Annotated in this window: 18 protein-coding genes; 9 read left to right on the top strand and 9 right to left on the bottom strand. The window is 63.3% G+C overall.

From position 1 onward, the window contains the following. Nucleotides 1–201: 201 nt before the first annotated feature. Nucleotides 202–2271 (bottom strand): LTA synthase family protein, encoded by a 2070-nt coding sequence (locus ACNFIC_RS13710; protein WP_138219468.1) that lies wholly within the window; start codon nucleotides 2269–2271, stop codon nucleotides 202–204. 165 nt (nucleotides 2272–2436) lie between these two features. Continuing rightward, nucleotides 2437–2628 (bottom strand): PLDc N-terminal domain-containing protein, encoded by a 192-nt coding sequence (locus tag ACNFIC_RS13705; RefSeq protein WP_138219469.1) that lies wholly within the window; start codon nucleotides 2626–2628, stop codon nucleotides 2437–2439. Between the two features lie 124 nt (nucleotides 2629–2752). On the opposite strand from ACNFIC_RS13705, the gene ACNFIC_RS13700 reads away from it, so the two are divergent. Continuing rightward, nucleotides 2753–3688 (top strand): ZIP family metal transporter, encoded by a 936-nt coding sequence (locus ACNFIC_RS13700; RefSeq protein ID WP_416781216.1) that lies wholly within the window; start codon nucleotides 2753–2755, stop codon nucleotides 3686–3688. A gap of 67 nt (nucleotides 3689–3755) precedes the next feature. Here the strand turns inward: ACNFIC_RS13700 and ACNFIC_RS13695 are convergent, their stop codons facing one another. Next, on the bottom strand, nucleotides 3756–4286 hold the full coding sequence (locus ACNFIC_RS13695) for a hypothetical protein (protein ID WP_138219471.1): 531 nt from the start codon (nucleotides 4284–4286) through the stop codon (nucleotides 3756–3758). Between the two features lie 58 nt (nucleotides 4287–4344). Next, nucleotides 4345–4842 carry an ankyrin repeat domain-containing protein gene (locus tag ACNFIC_RS13690; protein ID WP_416781376.1) on the bottom strand — a complete coding sequence of 166 codons (498 nt, stop codon included), beginning with the start codon at nucleotides 4840–4842 and terminating at the stop codon, nucleotides 4345–4347. A gap of 290 nt (nucleotides 4843–5132) precedes the next feature. Between ACNFIC_RS13690 and ACNFIC_RS13685 the strand changes: the two genes are divergently transcribed. After that, complete coding sequence (locus ACNFIC_RS13685; protein ID WP_138219473.1) at nucleotides 5133–5405, top strand: DUF3509 domain-containing protein; 273 nt, start codon at nucleotides 5133–5135, stop codon at nucleotides 5403–5405. 83 nt (nucleotides 5406–5488) lie between these two features. On the opposite strand, the gene ACNFIC_RS13680 is transcribed toward ACNFIC_RS13685, so the two are convergent. The 3 genes from ACNFIC_RS13680 to aroC form a co-directional block, all read right to left on the bottom strand. Next, nucleotides 5489–6025 carry an oxidase gene (locus ACNFIC_RS13680; RefSeq protein ID WP_416781215.1) on the bottom strand — a complete coding sequence of 179 codons (537 nt, stop codon included), beginning with the start codon at nucleotides 6023–6025 and terminating at the stop codon, nucleotides 5489–5491. Further along, complete coding sequence (locus ACNFIC_RS13675) at nucleotides 6025–7173, bottom strand: MFS transporter (RefSeq protein WP_416781214.1); 1149 nt, start codon at nucleotides 7171–7173, stop codon at nucleotides 6025–6027. Before ACNFIC_RS13675 ends, ACNFIC_RS13680 begins: the two co-directional genes overlap by 1 nt. Before the next feature lie 79 nt (nucleotides 7174–7252). Continuing rightward, on the bottom strand, nucleotides 7253–8344 hold the full coding sequence (aroC, locus tag ACNFIC_RS13670) for a chorismate synthase (protein ID WP_416781213.1): 1092 nt from the start codon (nucleotides 8342–8344) through the stop codon (nucleotides 7253–7255). A 170-nt stretch (nucleotides 8345–8514) separates the two neighbouring features. On the opposite strand from aroC, the gene ACNFIC_RS13665 reads away from it, so the two are divergent. Then, a complete protein-coding gene (locus ACNFIC_RS13665; protein ID WP_138219477.1) occupies nucleotides 8515–9477 on the top strand; it encodes an alpha/beta hydrolase in 963 nt (320 codons plus the stop codon). 121 nt (nucleotides 9478–9598) lie between these two features. After that, on the top strand, nucleotides 9599–10381 hold the full coding sequence (locus ACNFIC_RS13660; protein ID WP_416781212.1) for a hypothetical protein: 783 nt from the start codon (nucleotides 9599–9601) through the stop codon (nucleotides 10379–10381). A gap of 31 nt (nucleotides 10382–10412) precedes the next feature. Here the strand turns inward: ACNFIC_RS13660 and prmB are convergent, their stop codons facing one another. Beyond that, nucleotides 10413–11321 carry a 50S ribosomal protein L3 N(5)-glutamine methyltransferase gene (gene prmB / locus ACNFIC_RS13655; protein WP_416781211.1) on the bottom strand — a complete coding sequence of 303 codons (909 nt, stop codon included), beginning with the start codon at nucleotides 11319–11321 and terminating at the stop codon, nucleotides 10413–10415. A 179-nt stretch (nucleotides 11322–11500) separates the two neighbouring features. On the opposite strand from prmB, the gene ACNFIC_RS13650 reads away from it, so the two are divergent. The 5 genes from ACNFIC_RS13650 to ACNFIC_RS13630 all read left to right on the top strand — a co-directional run bounded on the left by ACNFIC_RS13650 (nucleotide 11501) and on the right by ACNFIC_RS13630 (nucleotide 14357). Beyond that, nucleotides 11501–12091 (top strand): cysteine hydrolase family protein, encoded by a 591-nt coding sequence (locus ACNFIC_RS13650; RefSeq protein WP_416781210.1) that lies wholly within the window; start codon nucleotides 11501–11503, stop codon nucleotides 12089–12091. A gap of 89 nt (nucleotides 12092–12180) precedes the next feature. Continuing rightward, nucleotides 12181–12501, top strand: a complete 321-nt coding sequence (locus tag ACNFIC_RS13645; protein WP_138219481.1) for a hypothetical protein — start codon at nucleotides 12181–12183, stop codon at nucleotides 12499–12501. Nucleotides 12502–12723: 222 nt separating this feature from the next. Then, the gene (locus ACNFIC_RS13640; RefSeq protein ID WP_138219482.1) at nucleotides 12724–13284 is read left to right on the top strand and encodes a Smr/MutS family protein; all 561 of its coding nucleotides are present in this window, start codon (nucleotides 12724–12726) and stop codon (nucleotides 13282–13284) included. Between the two features lie 70 nt (nucleotides 13285–13354). Next, nucleotides 13355–13900 (top strand): GTP cyclohydrolase I FolE, encoded by a 546-nt coding sequence (folE, locus tag ACNFIC_RS13635; protein ID WP_138219483.1) that lies wholly within the window; start codon nucleotides 13355–13357, stop codon nucleotides 13898–13900. Nucleotides 13901–13985: 85 nt separating this feature from the next. Then, nucleotides 13986–14357 carry a glutaredoxin family protein gene (locus ACNFIC_RS13630; RefSeq protein WP_416781209.1) on the top strand — a complete coding sequence of 124 codons (372 nt, stop codon included), beginning with the start codon at nucleotides 13986–13988 and terminating at the stop codon, nucleotides 14355–14357. Nucleotides 14358–14423: 66 nt separating this feature from the next. Here ACNFIC_RS13630 and ACNFIC_RS13625 read toward each other — a convergent pair whose 3' ends face one another. After that, nucleotides 14424–15026 (bottom strand): glutathione S-transferase family protein, encoded by a 603-nt coding sequence (locus ACNFIC_RS13625; RefSeq protein WP_416781208.1) that lies wholly within the window; start codon nucleotides 15024–15026, stop codon nucleotides 14424–14426. Between the last annotated feature and the right edge of the window lie 54 nt (nucleotides 15027–15080).

Below are 15080 nucleotides of genomic sequence, written 5' to 3'. Positions count from 1 at the left end.
CATTGTTCAGCAGCGCCCACCTGCGAACGAAAAAAAGCCCCGTGTCCACCCTGGACTGGGCTGCTACGCAGTCCGTATACGACACAAGGCCGCGCCTGCAATGACCGCGCAAGCCCAGTTCGAGCGGGCACAGCGGTCATTGCAGGGGCGGCCTTGTAACGCGAATGGGCCGCACAGCGGCCCCTGGCGATCTGGAACGGGTTACTTGGGCGTGCCGTGCACCACCCCGGCGGTGTTGTCCAGCAGGCTCTTGGTGGCGGTCTGGATGTAGGCTTCCAGTTTCTTGAGCATCGCCGGCTGGTCTGGGCTGTCGATCAGTTCGGCCTTGAACTGGCTGCCCAACTGGTAGCGGTACAGACGGGGCGTCATGTCCTTGGACTCGATCAGGATGCGATCACCCTGTACCAGCCCCACCACCTGCTCACTGCCCGATGGTTTGATCATCCCCACGCCCTGGTCGCCCTCAGGCAGGTTGAGCAGGTCGCGCCCCCAGCACTGGTGACGGGTCTGGCCACCGAGGCGGCCCATGATGGTCGGCACGATATCGACCTGGGTACCGACGGTGTGGTTGACCGCGCCGAACTTCTCCTGGATGCCAGGGGCGATCAGCAGCAGCGGTACGTTGAAGCGGCCCAGGTCCAGTTCGGTGACCTGCTCATGGTTGGCGAAGCCGTGGTCGCCGACGATGACGAACAAGGTGTCCTTGAAGTACGGCTCCTTGCGCGCCTTCTCAAAGAACTGGCCCAGCGCCCAATCGCTATAGCGCATGGCAGTCAGGTGCTCGTCCAGGCGGCCTTGGCCGGTCACCTTGTCCACCGGCAAGTCCTTGGGCAACGCGTACGGCGTGTGGTTGGAGAGTGTCTGCAACAGTGCGTAGATCGGTTTCTTGCCGTCGTGCTTGGCCAGTTCCTGGTTGCCACGCTCGAACATGTCCTGGTCGGAAACACCCCAGGTCGGGTCCGAGAACACTGGGTTGACGAAGTCGTTACGCCCGATGAAGGTGGTCATGCCCTGGTTGCCGAAGAACCCCGACTGGTTGTCCCAGGCGAAGTCACCGTTGTAGACGTAGACATCGTCGTAATCACGGGCGCTGAGCAGTGCAGGCAAGCCGGACAGCTTGTGGCCGCCTTCGGGGGTCTGCATCAGGTATTCGAAGCCCGGCAGGTTGGGGAAGCACGCCATGGTGGCGAACATGCCCTGATGGGTGTGGGTGCCGTTGGAGAAAAAGCGGTCGAACAGCAAGCCTTCTTTGGCCAGCTTGTCGAAGTAAGGCGTGATGTTGTTCGGGCTGCCCAGCGCGCCCACGGAGTGGCCGGCGAAGCTTTCCATGAGAATCACCACCACGTTCTTGACCGCCAGGGTCCGTGCCTGTGGCGGCAGGAAGTCGCGGCGGATGGCCGCTTCGTCGGCGTCGACCAGGGTGTCGTGGGGCGTCAGCAACTGCTCGCGCACGGTCTGGGTCGCTTCGTTCTGTTCAAGCACCGGCTTCCAGAGATTGGCGCGGTCCTCGCCGTAGCGACTCTTGGCTGCATCGATCAAGGTCAGGGTGCCGTTCAGGCCCAGTTGGTTGACGAAGTTCGAATCCGTGGTGAAGGCATCGCCCCAGCGCATCGGCGGGCCTTGGCGCAGGGTGCCACGGGCGGCGATCACCGCCACCAGCAGGATCACCATGAACACCGCCAGACGCCCGTACCACGGCGCTGCCGAGCGACTGCCCAGGCTTGGCGCACGGCCCCGGGTCAGGCGATCAATTCCCTTGAACAACAGGCTCAGCAACCAAGTGCCGAACAACCAGGCCAGCAGATAGCGCACCACCGGGAAGCCATACCAGAGCATGCTCAGGACGGTCTTGGGATCCTCGTTGATGTATTGGAACACCAAGCCGTTCAGACGCTGGTGGAATTCGCGGTAGAAGTCCATCTCCATCAGGCCGAGGAACATCACCACGCTCGAGGCGACGGTCAGCCACAGGCGAAATGCCCCGCGCCGGGCCATAGCCCACGGGCTCAGGATCGCCAGCAGCAACGGGATGCTGATGTACACCACCACACGCAGGTCGAAGCGCAGGCCGTTGAAGAAGCCTTCGGCGACGGTCGAGTAAGGCGTCTGGCCGATCATGTCGCTGTTGTAGACCAGCAGCGCCAGGCGCACCAGGCTCAACATGAACATGATCACCAGGCCGCTGAGTAGCGTATAGAGCAGGTGGGATTTGAGGGTTGGCGAGAACGCGCCTCGCGCGCCCTTTTGCTTCAAGGCGTCCGTGTTGGCCATGAATGGAGAGATCCTAGGATTGCTGGTTTGCGAAAAAGGCGACGTCGCCGACAGCCGGAAGGCCCCACCGCCTTAGGTGGCGTGGTGCCCATGCAGCATTGTGCGGCGCGGATTCTCGAAAATCGAGTGTGAAAATTATGTCGACAGAACCGCTGCGGGTATTTGTCAGAGCCGCACATTACCCCGTGGCCCGGCGATGGCCCAGATGATCAGCCCGAGTACCGGCAGCAACACGATTAGCAGGATCCACAGCACCTTGATGCCGACTTCAGCACCGCTCTTGAGTACATTGAGGACTGCCCAGATGTCCAAGGCGAGAATGATCAGGCCCACCAGCCCGTTGAATGTCGATCCCATGTCAGCATCTCCTGCGATAAATATCGCCAGAGCATAGCCGTCTATCGCGACCATAGAAGGGAATCCTTGGTCAGGGCCATCGGTCACTGGATAGACTGCCTACACAGACTGATCCGAGGTTCCAATGCCACCTGCACACACACCACACGTATCCGCCTCCCTGTTCGCCGCTTGGCGGCAACAGGCGTTGAACACCCCCTGGCTCAGCGCAGGCCTGGGCTTGAGCCTGCTGGCCATCGTCGCGCTGTTGCTGGCGAGCCTGTGGAACGCGGTCAGCGGCGAGCATGCCGATAACCTGCACCTGGCCGCGCTGGGCGGACTTGGCGGCTTTGCCGCCACCGCGCTTGGTGCGGTGCTGGCGGTGGTGCTGCGCGATGTGAGTGCCCGAACGCAGGATGTGATGCTTGGCTTTGCCGCCGGCATGATGCTCGCGGCCAGTTCGTTCTCGCTGATCCTGCCTGGGCTGGAAGCTGCCCGTGCGATCACCGGGAATGGCCCGGCGGCGGCGTTCACCGTGGTGCTGGGCATGGGCCTTGGCGTCTTGCTGATGCTTGGCCTGGACCGATTCACCCCCCACGAACACGAAAGCACTGGCCCTTGCGGCCCGGACGCTGAACGCATCAACCGGGTGTGGCTATTCGTGCTGGCAATCACCCTGCATAACCTGCCCGAAGGCATGGCCATCGGTGTCAGCTTTGCCACTGGCGACCTGAACATCGGCCTGCCGCTGACCAGCGCAATCGCCATCCAGGACATCCCCGAAGGCCTGGCCGTAGCCCTAGCCCTGCGTGCCACGGGCCTGTCCAACCTCAAGGCCGCGCTGGTGGCCATCGGCTCCGGTCTGATGGAACCGTTGGGGGCAGTGATCGGCCTGGGGATTTCCACCGGCTTCGCCTTGGCCTACCCCATCAGCATGGGGCTGGCGGCCGGAGCGATGATCTTCGTGGTGTCCCACGAAGTTATTCCAGAAACCCACCGCAATGGGCACCAGACGGCAGCAACCCTGGGGCTCATGGGAGGATTCGCGGTGATGCTGTTTCTGGATACGGCATTGGGCTGAACAACATCGCCGCGCAGCTCGTAGCGGCGAATCAGTGCCAGGTCGGTAACGTGCGCGGTAGCCGTCCTCAGACGTGAACGGCCACCTTCAACGCTTCCAGCGCCGGCTCGACCTTGATCCCGAGCGCCTCACCCAGCTCCAGCACACGCGCCAGGTCATGCTGGCCGACCATCACCATCTGCAATTCATCATCGAGCAGTTGGCTGAAGTTCAGCAGCACATAGCCGCCGGCCTCTTTGTTCAACGCGCCCATCTGCACCTGGATGCGATTGAGGGCGGTCAGCGGCTCGGTGCGAGCCAATTGCTTGGCCTTAAGGGTAAACGGCACGCTCTTGTCGAACGAGTCGCTGATCTGCTGGAACAGGTCCTGGTAGCTGTCGGCCTGGAACAAAACCGTGTCAGGCAGGCTGCCGACCACGACCCACTCCCCCAGCGCGAACGGGAAGCTGTCGTCGTAGTTGATGTCGGGGTTGGCTGCGAGGAAGGCGGCTGGATCCGCGTAAGCTTGGATGGCTTCTTCAGCGATGCGCTCGATCTCTTCGTCGCGCATGCAGCCTGCGCCGATCAGGCGGATGAATTCGAGCAACTGGTCTTTCATGGGGGCCCTGCGCATTGGCGTAAAAGGCGCCAAGGATAGCCGCAAACGCCCCCGACCGCTAACCGGCAAGCGCCTCCAGACGCGCCGCCGCCTCGACCGCCCCCATGGTGCGAGCAGCCAGCAAGGCATTGCTGCCGGCTGCATCGAGGTGCATCGGATCAGCACCCTGGCCCAGCAGGTAGTCCAGCATCTCGACGCGGTTGAACATCGCCGCCAGCATCAACGCCGTGCGCCCATCGGCGGCGGCGGCATCTACCGGCACGCCATGCTCGAGCAGCAACCGAACCATTGCCAGGTCGCCTTTGAAAGCAGCGCCTGCGATAGGCAACTGACCGTTGTCATTGGCGATCAGGGGGTCAGCACCATGAGCCAGCAATACCCGCACCGCCTCATGATGGCCATGGTAGCTGGCCAGCATCAGCAAGGTGTCACCCTTGTGATTGCGCAAGTCAGGCGGTAAACCGCTGGCAAGCAACCGTTCGAGCATCGAAGCATCGCCGCGGCGGGCGCGCTCGAAGACTTCATCGGCAAATGCGGCCCTCTCTTCGGCGGTCATGCTGAGGGATTGTTGATCGGACACGGGGAACCTCCTGGCAGTTGATAGGCCCAATTGTTGGTCAGGCATTGCTCGTGGCGCAAAGGTTCAGAATCTATCGACAGGCAAGGCCCACGCTATCACCGTGCATTTTGCACTGTGCAAAATGCACGACCTTGCAGAATGCAAGGAAGTTCGACAGCAAAGGCATCGCAAATCATTGTTTTTAAAGGATTTTTAATAGCGAAAAATCTGGCACGGTCGCTGCAACCATCAACTCATGTCTGCCAACACAACAGTCAGGAGTTGATATGGACCTTATCCAGGAAAAATTCGCCTCGGTCTTCAGCGCCTATCAGGTGGCGACCCAGCCCCGCCCGGACGGCGGTGTGCTGCTTACGCTGCGCGCTGTCGACGGCAAGGTGACTCGCCGCGTGCTGACCTACGGCCAGTTGCACAGCGCAGAGCAGCTGTCCTGGGCAATCAGCGCCATTCGCCGTGACCTGGCCGAGCAAGCCAGCGAACTGCCGGTGATCTCGATGCTACAGAGCCAACAGCGTTTCGCGCTACCGACCTATCGCTGATCGCTGCACCCTTTCGCGGGGCGCACTTTTTTCATGTAGGGACTGCATGAAAAAAGCGCGCCCCGCGAACCGTTTACCGCCCCTCAAAGCTCATCGATGCCAGCGAACGCGTGCGCAGTGGCGTCGCCGGTCAAACGTGGCGTCATGCCTTGCTCATTGGCAAACAGCCGCACGGCCAGGCAGAACGGGCTATCGCCCAAGTCGAACCAGCGCGGGGTCGCGCCGGGCACCACCAGCACATCGCCTTTCTCGCACAGCACCGCGTACACCTGATCGCCAAGGCGCAGGCTCAGTTGCGCCCGCCCACTCAACAGCGCGAAGACCTCGGCACTGTCATGTACGTGCTCTTCGCGCAGGTCTTGCTGGGCGGGATCGACAGCATCGCAGCTCACCACACTGACGGCCTGGCAGCCGTGCTCGGTCATCAGCCGGTCCAGCGGCGCGCGGCAGGCGTCGAGCACTTCCTGCGCGGGGCTACCAGGACGCAAACGCACGTCTGGTTGCCATCGGGCAAAACGCACGCCCTGCTCGGCCAAGGTTGCGACGATATCGTCGTGGTGGGTCAGCACCTTGTACGCAAGCTCAGGGCTGGCGACGTGGAAAACGCTGAGAATGCTCATCAGGGGTCGTTCCTGCGGTCAGTCAAACGAAGGCCAATGATAACGGCTGCCGCCAGCGCGGCGACGCTGGCTATACCAAAGGTGAAGTGCGGGCCCAGCCAGTTCCAGCTGTAGCCCGAGTAAAGTGCGCCTAACGCACCACCGGTGCCGGACAACGCCGCGTACAGTGCCTGGCCCTGACCTTGCTGCCGGGCGCCGAAGCTCCCCTGCACGAAGGCGATGCAGGCGGCGTGGAAACAGCCGAAAGTGGCCGCATGCAGCACTTGGGCGAACACCAGCACCACCGGCTCGCCGGCCAGGTTACCCAGCAGCAGCCAGCGCAGGGCTGCGAGCAGGAAGCTGGCCAGCAGGACCTGACGCACCGAAAAGCGCGTGAAGATCCGCCGCATGGCCATGAACACCAGCACTTCAGCCACCACGCCCAGGGCCCACAGCAAACCGATCGCACCACGGCTATAGCCAAGGTGCTCCAGGTGCAGGGTGAGGAAAGTGTAGTAAGGGCCGTGGCTCAGCTGCATCAGCGCCACGCAAAGGTAGAACGCCACCACCCCCGGCGCCGCCAACTGCTTGAGAAAGCCGCCTGCCGCCTGCCGCTCGGCGTGCTCCACCGGCTGTGCATTCGGCACCCAGAGGCTGGCGGCGACGATACCGGCCATGATGGTCACCAGCGCCACCGGGTAGATATCCAGGCTCAGCCACTCGAACAACCGGCCCAGGCCAACCACGCTGAGGATGAAGCCGATCGAGCCCCACAACCTGACCTGGCTGTAGCGCGAGGTCTGACCGTGCAGATGGGCCAAGGTGATCACCTCGAACTGTGGCAACACCGCATGCCAGAAGAACGCGTGCAGGGCCATTACCAGCGCCAGCCAGGCGTAGCTCTTGCCGAAGAAGATCAACGAGAAGCTCGCCAGAGTCGATAACGCCCCCAAGCGCACGATCAGCAGGCGTCGGCCGCTGCGGTCGCCCAGCCAGCCCCACAGGTTGGGGGCGATGCAGCGCATCAGCATGGGAATGGCCACCAGCTCGCCGATGCGGGCCGGGGAAAAACCCAGATGGTCGAAGTACAGCGCCAGGAACGGCGCGGTGGAACCGAGCAGGGCGAAGTAGAACAGGTAGAAGCTGGACAGGCGCCAGTAGGGAATCATCGCAAGGTCCGCTCAGGGGTTCCCGGCCTGTCGCGGGGCACCGGCGCTTGCACGGTGCCTCGCGAGCAGGCCAGCACGGTCACAACTGGCGCAATACCGGGGTGGCGACCTTCACATCGGCATTCTGCGCACGGTGACGCAACAGGTGGTCCATCAGCACGATGGCCATCATCGCCTCGGCGATGGGCGTGGCACGGATGCCCACGCAGGGGTCGTGACGGCCCTTGGTGATCACGTCCACCGGATTGCCATCGATGTCGATCGAGCGGCCCGGAGTGGTGATGCTGGAGGTCGGTTTGAGCGCTAGGTGGGCGACGATCGGCTGGCCCGACGAAATACCACCGAGGATGCCGCCTGCGTTGTTGCTGAGGAACCCCGCCGGGGTCAGTTCGTCGCGGTGCTCGGTGCCGCGCTGGGCGACGCTGGCGAAACCTGCGCCGATCTCCACGCCCTTGACCGCGTTGATGCTCATCAGCGCGTGGGCAAGCTCGGCATCGAGACGGTCGAAGATCGGCTCGCCCAGACCAGGCATGACGCCTTCGGCGACCACGGTGATCTTCGCGCCCACCGAGTCCTGGTCACGCCGCAGTTGGTCCATGTAGGCCTCAAGCTCAGGCACCTTGGACGGGTCAGGGCTGAAGAAGGCGTTCTCTTCGACCGAATCCCAGGTCTTGAAGGGGATTTCGATCGGACCCAGCTGACTCATGTATCCGCGCACGCGAATGCCCTGGGTTGCCAGGAACTTCTTGGCGATAGCGCCAGCGGCCACGCGCATGGCGGTCTCGCGCGCCGAACTGCGGCCGCCGCCACGGTAATCGCGGGTGCCGTACTTGTGGTGGTAGGTGTAGTCGGCGTGGGCTGGGCGGAACAGGTCCTTGATCGCCGAGTAGTCCTTGGACTTCTGGTCGGTGTTGCGGATCAGCAAGCCAATCGAGCAGCCGGTGGTACGCCCCTCGAACACACCGCTGAGGATCTCCACCTCGTCGGCTTCCTGGCGCTGCGTGGTGTGACGGCTGGTGCCGGGCTTGCGCCGGTCGAGGTCGCGCTGCAGGTCAGCCAGGGAGATTTCCAGGCCCGGTGGGCACCCGTCGACAATGGCGACCAACGCCGGGCCGTGGCTTTCGCCAGCGGTGGTGACAGTGAACAGCTTGCCGTAGGTATTGCCGGACATGGACGCTCCGCGAAATCTGCCTGAGATGAACGAAAGCGGCAGTATACGTAAATCAGGCTGGCCTGTGCGTGCGGACTTACGCCCCGAGCAGGCCGTGACGGGCGGTTGCGCGCGAACCTTCGCCTCCAATCCCGGTCTTACGTTCACCCTCCCCACGCAGTACCTCGCCCATGAAGCGCCGCCTCACCGCCCTGCTCCTGCTGCTGTGCGCCAGCCTTGCGCAGGCCGCCGCCCCTACCGTGCTGCAACGCCCCATCGACTTGGACACTGGCGCAGGCGTGCTGCACGGCAGCCTGCTGCTGCCCCAGCAGGACACGCCACCACCGGTAGTGCTGATCATCGCCGGGTCCGGCCCCACCGACCGCGACGGCAACAATCCCGCTTCGGGGCGTATCGACAACCTCAAGCGCCTGGCCCTGCTGCTGGCCAACGCGCACATCGCCAGCGTGCGCTTCGACAAACGCGGCGTCGCTGCCAGCCAGCCGGCCACCCCCGATGAGCGCGACCTGAGTGTCGAGCGCTATGTCGCCGATGTGGTGGCCTGGGGGCAACTGCTGCGCCACGACCCACGCTTCGGCCCGCTGATTCTGGTGGGCCACAGCGAAGGCGCGCTGATCGCCTCGCTGGCCGCCGAGCAGGCCGGCGCCAGCGCCGTCATTACCCTCGCCGGCAGTGGCCGTCCGGTCGCCGATGTGCTGCGCGAGCAACTCGCCCAGCGCCTTCCGCCCGCACAACTGGCCGCTGGCGTGGCAGTGATCGACCGGCTACAGGCCGGGCAGACCAGCCTCGAGGTGCCAACGTTGCTGCGCCAGGTGTTTCGCCCCAGCGTGCAGCCCTACCTGATCACCCTGCTGCGCCAGGACCCGGCCGCCGCCTTCGCGCGCTTGCAGATGCCGGCTTTGATCGTCCAGGGGCGCAACGATGTGCAGGTGGAAGTGGCCGACGCCGAACAGCTCAAGGCCGCCAAGCCCGATGCCCAACTGGCGCTGATCGATGGCATGAACCACATGCTGCGCATCAGTCCTAAGGATATGAGCCAGCAGCGCGACAGCTACCGTAACCCCGAATTGCCCCTGGCGCGCGAGCTGGGCGAGCAGATCGTCACCTTTATCCGCCGCCTGCCGGCCGCCTGAGACCTGCGCCGCACGAAAGCTCACGCTTTTACCCGCGCTGCCGATAAGGGTGCTGACAAAGCGGTGATTCTGCGCCTACAGGCAGTGATCACCCGGCCGCCGTGCACTTGAGGATGCCCTGATGACCGATGCCCCCGCCGCCGAGGCGACCGAAGAACAAGCCCCGGAAAGCGCCCCGCAGCCGTGGGCAGACCTTGCCACCGAACATTTCCAGTTGCTGCGCCTGGCGCCGCTGCCCACCGACCGTAACAGCGGCGCGCGCCCGCTGCGCTTCGTACGATTCGGCTATGCCGAGCGCCACGACAAGGAACACAGCCTGCTGCGCTTGGAAATTCACCTGCCAGGGCAAAAAGTGCGCAAGGAGCAGAACCGCCTGGACATCCGCGTCGACCACGCGCAACAGCGGGTGAGCATCGGCGCGGACGCGGGCATGCAGATCGAGCCGCTCAACCGCGGCTTGGGCCGCTACCTGCTGGCACAGGCCGTGCAGTGGTTGCAACAGCGCTGCGCGCACTACCACATCGAGGGCATGAACCTGCCGAACAAGGACGCACTCAACGAAGACACCCGCCTGCGCCGCGACCACGTGCTGCACAGCGTCGGGCTCGAAGTGGAGTATCTTGAGGGGCAGTTGCTCAAAGGGCGCGTCAAGGACACCTCGGTAAGCAAGCTCAAAGGCGGCTGGAATACCGAGAAAGTCCAGCGCGTCGACATGCTCGAAGCCGCCGGCATGTTGCAACAGGCCGAGCAGAACCTGCTGGAAAAAGAAGCCCAGCTGCGCGAGCGTGACGAACGTGTGGCCAAGTACCGCCGCGAGGACGGTGGATTGCGCTTCACCATCACCTGCCTGGTGGCCTTTGCGCTGTTCCAGACCGGCTTGCTGATCTGGATGGCGACGCGCTGAAACCTGATGGGGCCGCCGCGCGGCCCCGCACTCACACCCGTGAGGCGAACAGCGCCTGATGCTGGCGGCACTGCTCGGCAGTGAGCATGAATACGCCGTGTCCGCCACGCTCGAACTCAAGCCAGGCGAAGTCGACCTCCGGGTACAACGCCTCGACATGCACCTGGCTGTTGCCCACCTCGACGATCAGCAAGCCTTTCTCGGTCATGTGCTCAGCCGCCTCGGCCAGCATCCGCCGCACCAGATCCAGCCCATCGTTACCGCAGGCCAGGCCCAGCTCGGGCTCGTGGTGATATTCCGCAGGCATGTCGGCGAAATCTTCGGCATCGACATACGGCGGGTTGGACAGGATCAGGTCGAAGCGCTGCCCCGGCAAGCCTGCGAAACCATCGCCCTGCACGGTGCAGACGCGCTGATCCAGGCCATGCCGCTCGATGTTCTGGTTGGCCACCTCGAGCGCATCGAAGGACAAGTCGGCCAGCACCACTTCGGCCTCCTGGAACACATCGGCGGCAACGATGCCGATGCAGCCAGAGCCGGTGCACAAGTCAAGGATGCGCGCAGGCTCTGCCGCCAGCCAAGGCTCGAAGCGCTTTTCGATCAGTTCGCCAATCGGCGAGCGCGGCACCAGCACGCGTTCGTCGACGATGAACGACATGCCGCAGAACCACGCTTCACCCAGCAAGTAGGCGGTGGGCACACGGTCTTCGATACGGCGCTTGAGCAGGTGCTGCAAACGGACCCGTTCGTCATCTTCGAGGGCGCAGTCCAGGTAGCTGTCGGCCACTTCCCACGGCAGGTGCACGGCACCCAGTACCAGCAGGCGAGCTTCGTCCCAGGCATTGTCGGCGCCATGGCCGAAGAACAGCTCATGCTCATGGAAGCGGCTGACCGCCCAGCGGATATGGTCGCGCAAGGTGCGCAAACGGGATGTGATCACGGGGGACTCCTTTTCAGACAGGACAAAAGTCTAACAGCCCACACCACACAAATGTTCCTTCCGATAGCCAGACAGGTAGCCCTAAGCCAGTAACCATGCTGCTTGCAATGTCAACCATTCACATTGACGCCAAGGCAAGGGAGAATAGGTATACAAAAGCCCTATCCGAGGAGCCCTTGATGTCTGTTCCAACCACGATGTTCCGCCTCACGGGCCGTGACTACCCGCCGGCCAAACTCGGCCAGGCCAGCCTGATCGTCATCGATGCGCAAAAGGAATACCTGAGCGGTCCGCTGACGCTATCGGGCATGGACGAGGCCGTGGCGAACATCGCCCGGTTGCTCGACGCCGCACGCAAGGCCGGGCGCCCGATCATCCATGTTCGCCACCTCGGCACCGTGGGTGGCCGTTTCGACCCTCAGGGGCCTGCCGGGGAATTCATCCCAGGTCTTGAGCCACGCGACGGCGAAATCGTTATCGAGAAGCGCATGCCCAACGCGTTCAAGAACACCAAGCTGCATGAAACGCTGCAAGAGCTTGGCCACCTCGACTTGATCGTGTGCGGCTTCATGAGCCATTCGAGTGTCAGCACCACCGTGCGTCGTGCCAAGGACTATGGTTACCGTTGCACCTTGGTAGAGGACGCCTCGGCAACGCGCGACCTGGCCTTCAAGGACAGCGTGATTCCGGCCGCACAGATCCACCAGTGCGAAATGGCCGTAATGGCCGACAACTTTGCCTGCGTCGCCCCAACCGCCAGCCTGGTCTGAGCTCTACCGCCCGGCGAACGGGCGGAACCCTGGCCCTGAGCACCGGTCCAAACGCGGATAAGCGACAGCAGAATCCGAGGAAAACCCCCATGAAGCTCAAGGGCAGTTTCAATGCAAGGCGCCTGCGCCAGCGCGAACCCGGCCAGTGGCGCGCGCGCATGGCCGCCGCCTTTGCCGTACTGCTGGCGACATTGGGTATCCTGCTGGCAATGGCCGGTGTGGCGGGCCTGCTGGGCAACTACCCGGCCTTCGCCGAACTCAACGCCAACCGCGCGCTGTCGACAGTGTTCGCAGGCGCTGGGCTGTTGCTGCTGTACCTGGGCGTACGCGCCTGGCGACGCAGCCGCATCCGCTTGCGCCGTGGGCGCGACCTGAACCTCTCGCCGCACCTGATGAAAAAGCACCACTGAACGCACAGTCCTTTGCGGCAGCCCTGTGCCCCGGCCTCATGGAACTGCACATAACTTGCTGATTTAGCCGCTCCCACAGGGTTAGCGTCGCGCTTGCGAAATCAGTTCTCTACACCACAGCGCAGCCCAAAGAGCTGGATGATCTCCATGCAGAACTCCCCTGCACGGATAACACAACCCCGCCCCGCTCGCGTAAACTACGCCGCCCACAGTGGAGGCAGCATGCAGGACGACGACTTTTCTCTGTTCAGCGCCGAGGTGCGCGGCGTCAAGCCGATCAAGCACGATCGCGCCGATGTCGGCAAGCCCAAGGCCGATCGCAAGCAGCTGGCCGGCCTGCGCCAGGCCGCGACCGTGCGCAGCGACAAGACCTTGGTAATCGACGGCCTGTCCGACCAGTTCGTCATCGACGTTGCCGCCGAAGACGAGCTGATGTGGCGCCGTGACGGCGTGCAGGAAACCCAGATCCGCAAACTCAAGCTTGGCCAGATCGCCTTCGAGGGCAGCCTCGACCTGCATGGCATGAGCGTCGAGAAAGCCCGCGAGACGCTCTGGGCCTTCATCGCCGAAGCCACCCAACTCGAAGTGCGCTGCGTACGCGTCACCCACGGCAAGGCCGCCCGTATCGACGGCAAACGCCCGATGATCAAGAGCCACGTCAACACGTGGCTGCGCCAGCACCCGCAAGTGCTCGGTTTCGCCTCGTGCCAAGCACGTCATGGCGGCACCGGTGCGGTGTACGTGATGCTCAAGCGAACCATGCTCGAAGGCCGCGACGAGTGACATCGCGCTTGCAGCGCTGACGTTGCCGCCGTACCCTTCGCCTTTGCGAAATTTTTCCACAGGTAGATCCATGTCCCTGGAACAGAACTACACCGAGATCCTCAGCCAACTGGGCGAGGACGTCTCCCGCGAAGGCCTGCTCGACACGCCGAAGCGGGCAGCGAAGGCCATGAAGTACCTTTGCCGCGGTTATGAGCAAACGCTCGAAGAAGTCACCAACAATGCGCTGTTCAGCTCCGACAACAGCGAGATGGTGCTGGTCCGGGACATCGAGCTGTATTCGATGTGCGAGCACCACATGCTGCCGTTCATTGGCAAGGCACATGTCGCCTACCTGCCCAAGGGCAAGGTGCTGGGCCTGTCGAAGGTCGCGCGCATCGTCGACATGTACGCCCGTCGCCTGCAAATCCAGGAAAACCTCAGCCGCCAGATCGCCGATGCGATCCAGCAGGTCACCGGCGCTGCCGGGGTTGCCGTGGTCATCGAAGCCAAGCACATGTGCATGATGATGCGCGGTGTCGAGAAACAGAACTCCAGCATGCTCACTTCGGTGATGCTGGGCGAGTTCCGCGAAAACGCCGCGACCCGCAGCGAGTTCCTCAGCCTGATCAAGTGATCGGCGCGTAATCCTGGCCGGCCCGCCTGATGGCCTGTTTCAAGACAGGCATCGGGGTCGGCTTTTTCATGTTCAGGAGTTGCCCATGATCGTCAAAGCCCTGCGGGTCGGCCTCGGCCAGCTCATCGTATTCGGCGACTGGATCAGCCGCCCGGCGAAAAAAAAGCGTGATGCTTCGGCCCAGGCCGCCGTCGAACAGCAGGCCAATGGCCTGACGCTGTACCAGTTCCATGCCTGCCCATTCTGCGTGAAGACCCGTCGTACCCTGCACCGGCTGAACGTGCCGGTGGCGCTGCGCGATGCGAAGAACGACGCGCAGCACCGCCAGGCGCTGCTCGAAGGCGGTGGCCGGGTGAAAGTGCCGTGCCTGCGCATCGAGGAAGGCGACAAGGTGACTTGGATGTACGAATCCAAGGACATCATTGCCTACCTCGACAAGCGCTTCGCCAACGCCTGACCGGGCGGCATCGCCTGCTGCGCAGGGTCTGCACGGTACTCGATACCTGTGCAGACCCGCGCAGGCTCAATCGACCATTGGCACATGCCGTGGATGACTCGCCACCCGCGCCAGCCACGCCCGCACTGCCGGGTAGTCGGCAAGGTCGAAGCCGCCCTGGTGGGCCACATGGGTGTAGGCGTACAGTGCGACGTCGGCGATGGAATACTGCTCACCGACCAGGTACGGCGTCATCTGCAACTGCCGCTCCATCACCTTCAGGGCCTTGTAGCCGCCTTTGTGCAACTTGCGGTACTCCTCCAGCCGCTCGTCCGGCAACCCCAGGTAGAACTGAATGAAGCGCGCTACAGCGATGTAGGGCTCGTGGCTGTACTGCTCGAAGAACTGCCACTGCAACACCTGGGTGCGCAGGCGCGGCTCGCTGGGCAGGAACTCGCTGCCATGGGCCAGGAAATTGAGAATCGCGTTGGACTCCCACAAACAGGTGCCATCTTCGAGCTTGAGCACCGGCACCTTGCCGTTGGGGTTCATGGCTAGGAATTCGGGGGTCTCGGTCTGCCCCTTGAGAATGTCCACCGGATGCCATTCATACGGGCGATCGAGCAAGCTGAGCATCAGCTTGACCTTGTAGCAGTTACCCGATTGGTAATCCCCATACACCTTGTACATCGCCCCTCCCCTTAACACGCAGTTGCGAAATCGCCGCCCATAGTTGGCGACTGT

The sequence above is a fragment of the Pseudomonas sp. NY15463 genome (assembly GCF_048068415.1).
GTDB lineage: Bacteria > Pseudomonadota > Gammaproteobacteria > Pseudomonadales > Pseudomonadaceae > Aquipseudomonas > Aquipseudomonas mosselii_C.
This window is presented reverse-complemented; position numbering and strand designations above follow the sequence as displayed.

Excerpts from the sequence above, each read along its gene's own strand:
- ACNFIC_RS13710 (WP_138219468.1), bottom strand. The coding sequence starts at position 2,271 with ATGGCCAACACGGACGCCTTGAAGCAAAAGGGCGCGCGAGGCGCGTTC.
- ACNFIC_RS13705 (WP_138219469.1), bottom strand. The coding sequence starts at position 2,628 with ATGGGATCGACATTCAACGGGCTGGTGGGCCTGATCATTCTCGCCTTG.
- ACNFIC_RS13700 (WP_416781216.1), top strand. The coding sequence starts at position 2,753 with ATGCCACCTGCACACACACCACACGTATCCGCCTCCCTGTTCGCCGCT.
- ACNFIC_RS13695 (WP_138219471.1), bottom strand. The coding sequence starts at position 4,286 with ATGAAAGACCAGTTGCTCGAATTCATCCGCCTGATCGGCGCAGGCTGC.
- ACNFIC_RS13690 (WP_416781376.1), bottom strand. The coding sequence starts at position 4,842 with ATGACCGCCGAAGAGAGGGCCGCATTTGCCGATGAAGTCTTCGAGCGC.
- ACNFIC_RS13685 (WP_138219473.1), top strand. The coding sequence starts at position 5,133 with ATGGACCTTATCCAGGAAAAATTCGCCTCGGTCTTCAGCGCCTATCAG.
- ACNFIC_RS13680 (WP_416781215.1), bottom strand. The coding sequence starts at position 6,025 with ATGAGCATTCTCAGCGTTTTCCACGTCGCCAGCCCTGAGCTTGCGTAC.
- ACNFIC_RS13675 (WP_416781214.1), bottom strand. The coding sequence starts at position 7,173 with ATGATTCCCTACTGGCGCCTGTCCAGCTTCTACCTGTTCTACTTCGCC.
- aroC (WP_416781213.1), bottom strand. The coding sequence starts at position 8,344 with ATGTCCGGCAATACCTACGGCAAGCTGTTCACTGTCACCACCGCTGGC.
- ACNFIC_RS13665 (WP_138219477.1), top strand. The coding sequence starts at position 8,515 with ATGAAGCGCCGCCTCACCGCCCTGCTCCTGCTGCTGTGCGCCAGCCTT.
- ACNFIC_RS13660 (WP_416781212.1), top strand. The coding sequence starts at position 9,599 with ATGACCGATGCCCCCGCCGCCGAGGCGACCGAAGAACAAGCCCCGGAA.
- ACNFIC_RS13650 (WP_416781210.1), top strand. The coding sequence starts at position 11,501 with ATGTCTGTTCCAACCACGATGTTCCGCCTCACGGGCCGTGACTACCCG.
- ACNFIC_RS13645 (WP_138219481.1), top strand. The coding sequence starts at position 12,181 with ATGAAGCTCAAGGGCAGTTTCAATGCAAGGCGCCTGCGCCAGCGCGAA.
- ACNFIC_RS13640 (WP_138219482.1), top strand. The coding sequence starts at position 12,724 with ATGCAGGACGACGACTTTTCTCTGTTCAGCGCCGAGGTGCGCGGCGTC.
- folE (WP_138219483.1), top strand. The coding sequence starts at position 13,355 with ATGTCCCTGGAACAGAACTACACCGAGATCCTCAGCCAACTGGGCGAG.
- ACNFIC_RS13630 (WP_416781209.1), top strand. The coding sequence starts at position 13,986 with ATGATCGTCAAAGCCCTGCGGGTCGGCCTCGGCCAGCTCATCGTATTC.
- ACNFIC_RS13625 (WP_416781208.1), bottom strand. The coding sequence starts at position 15,026 with ATGTACAAGGTGTATGGGGATTACCAATCGGGTAACTGCTACAAGGTC.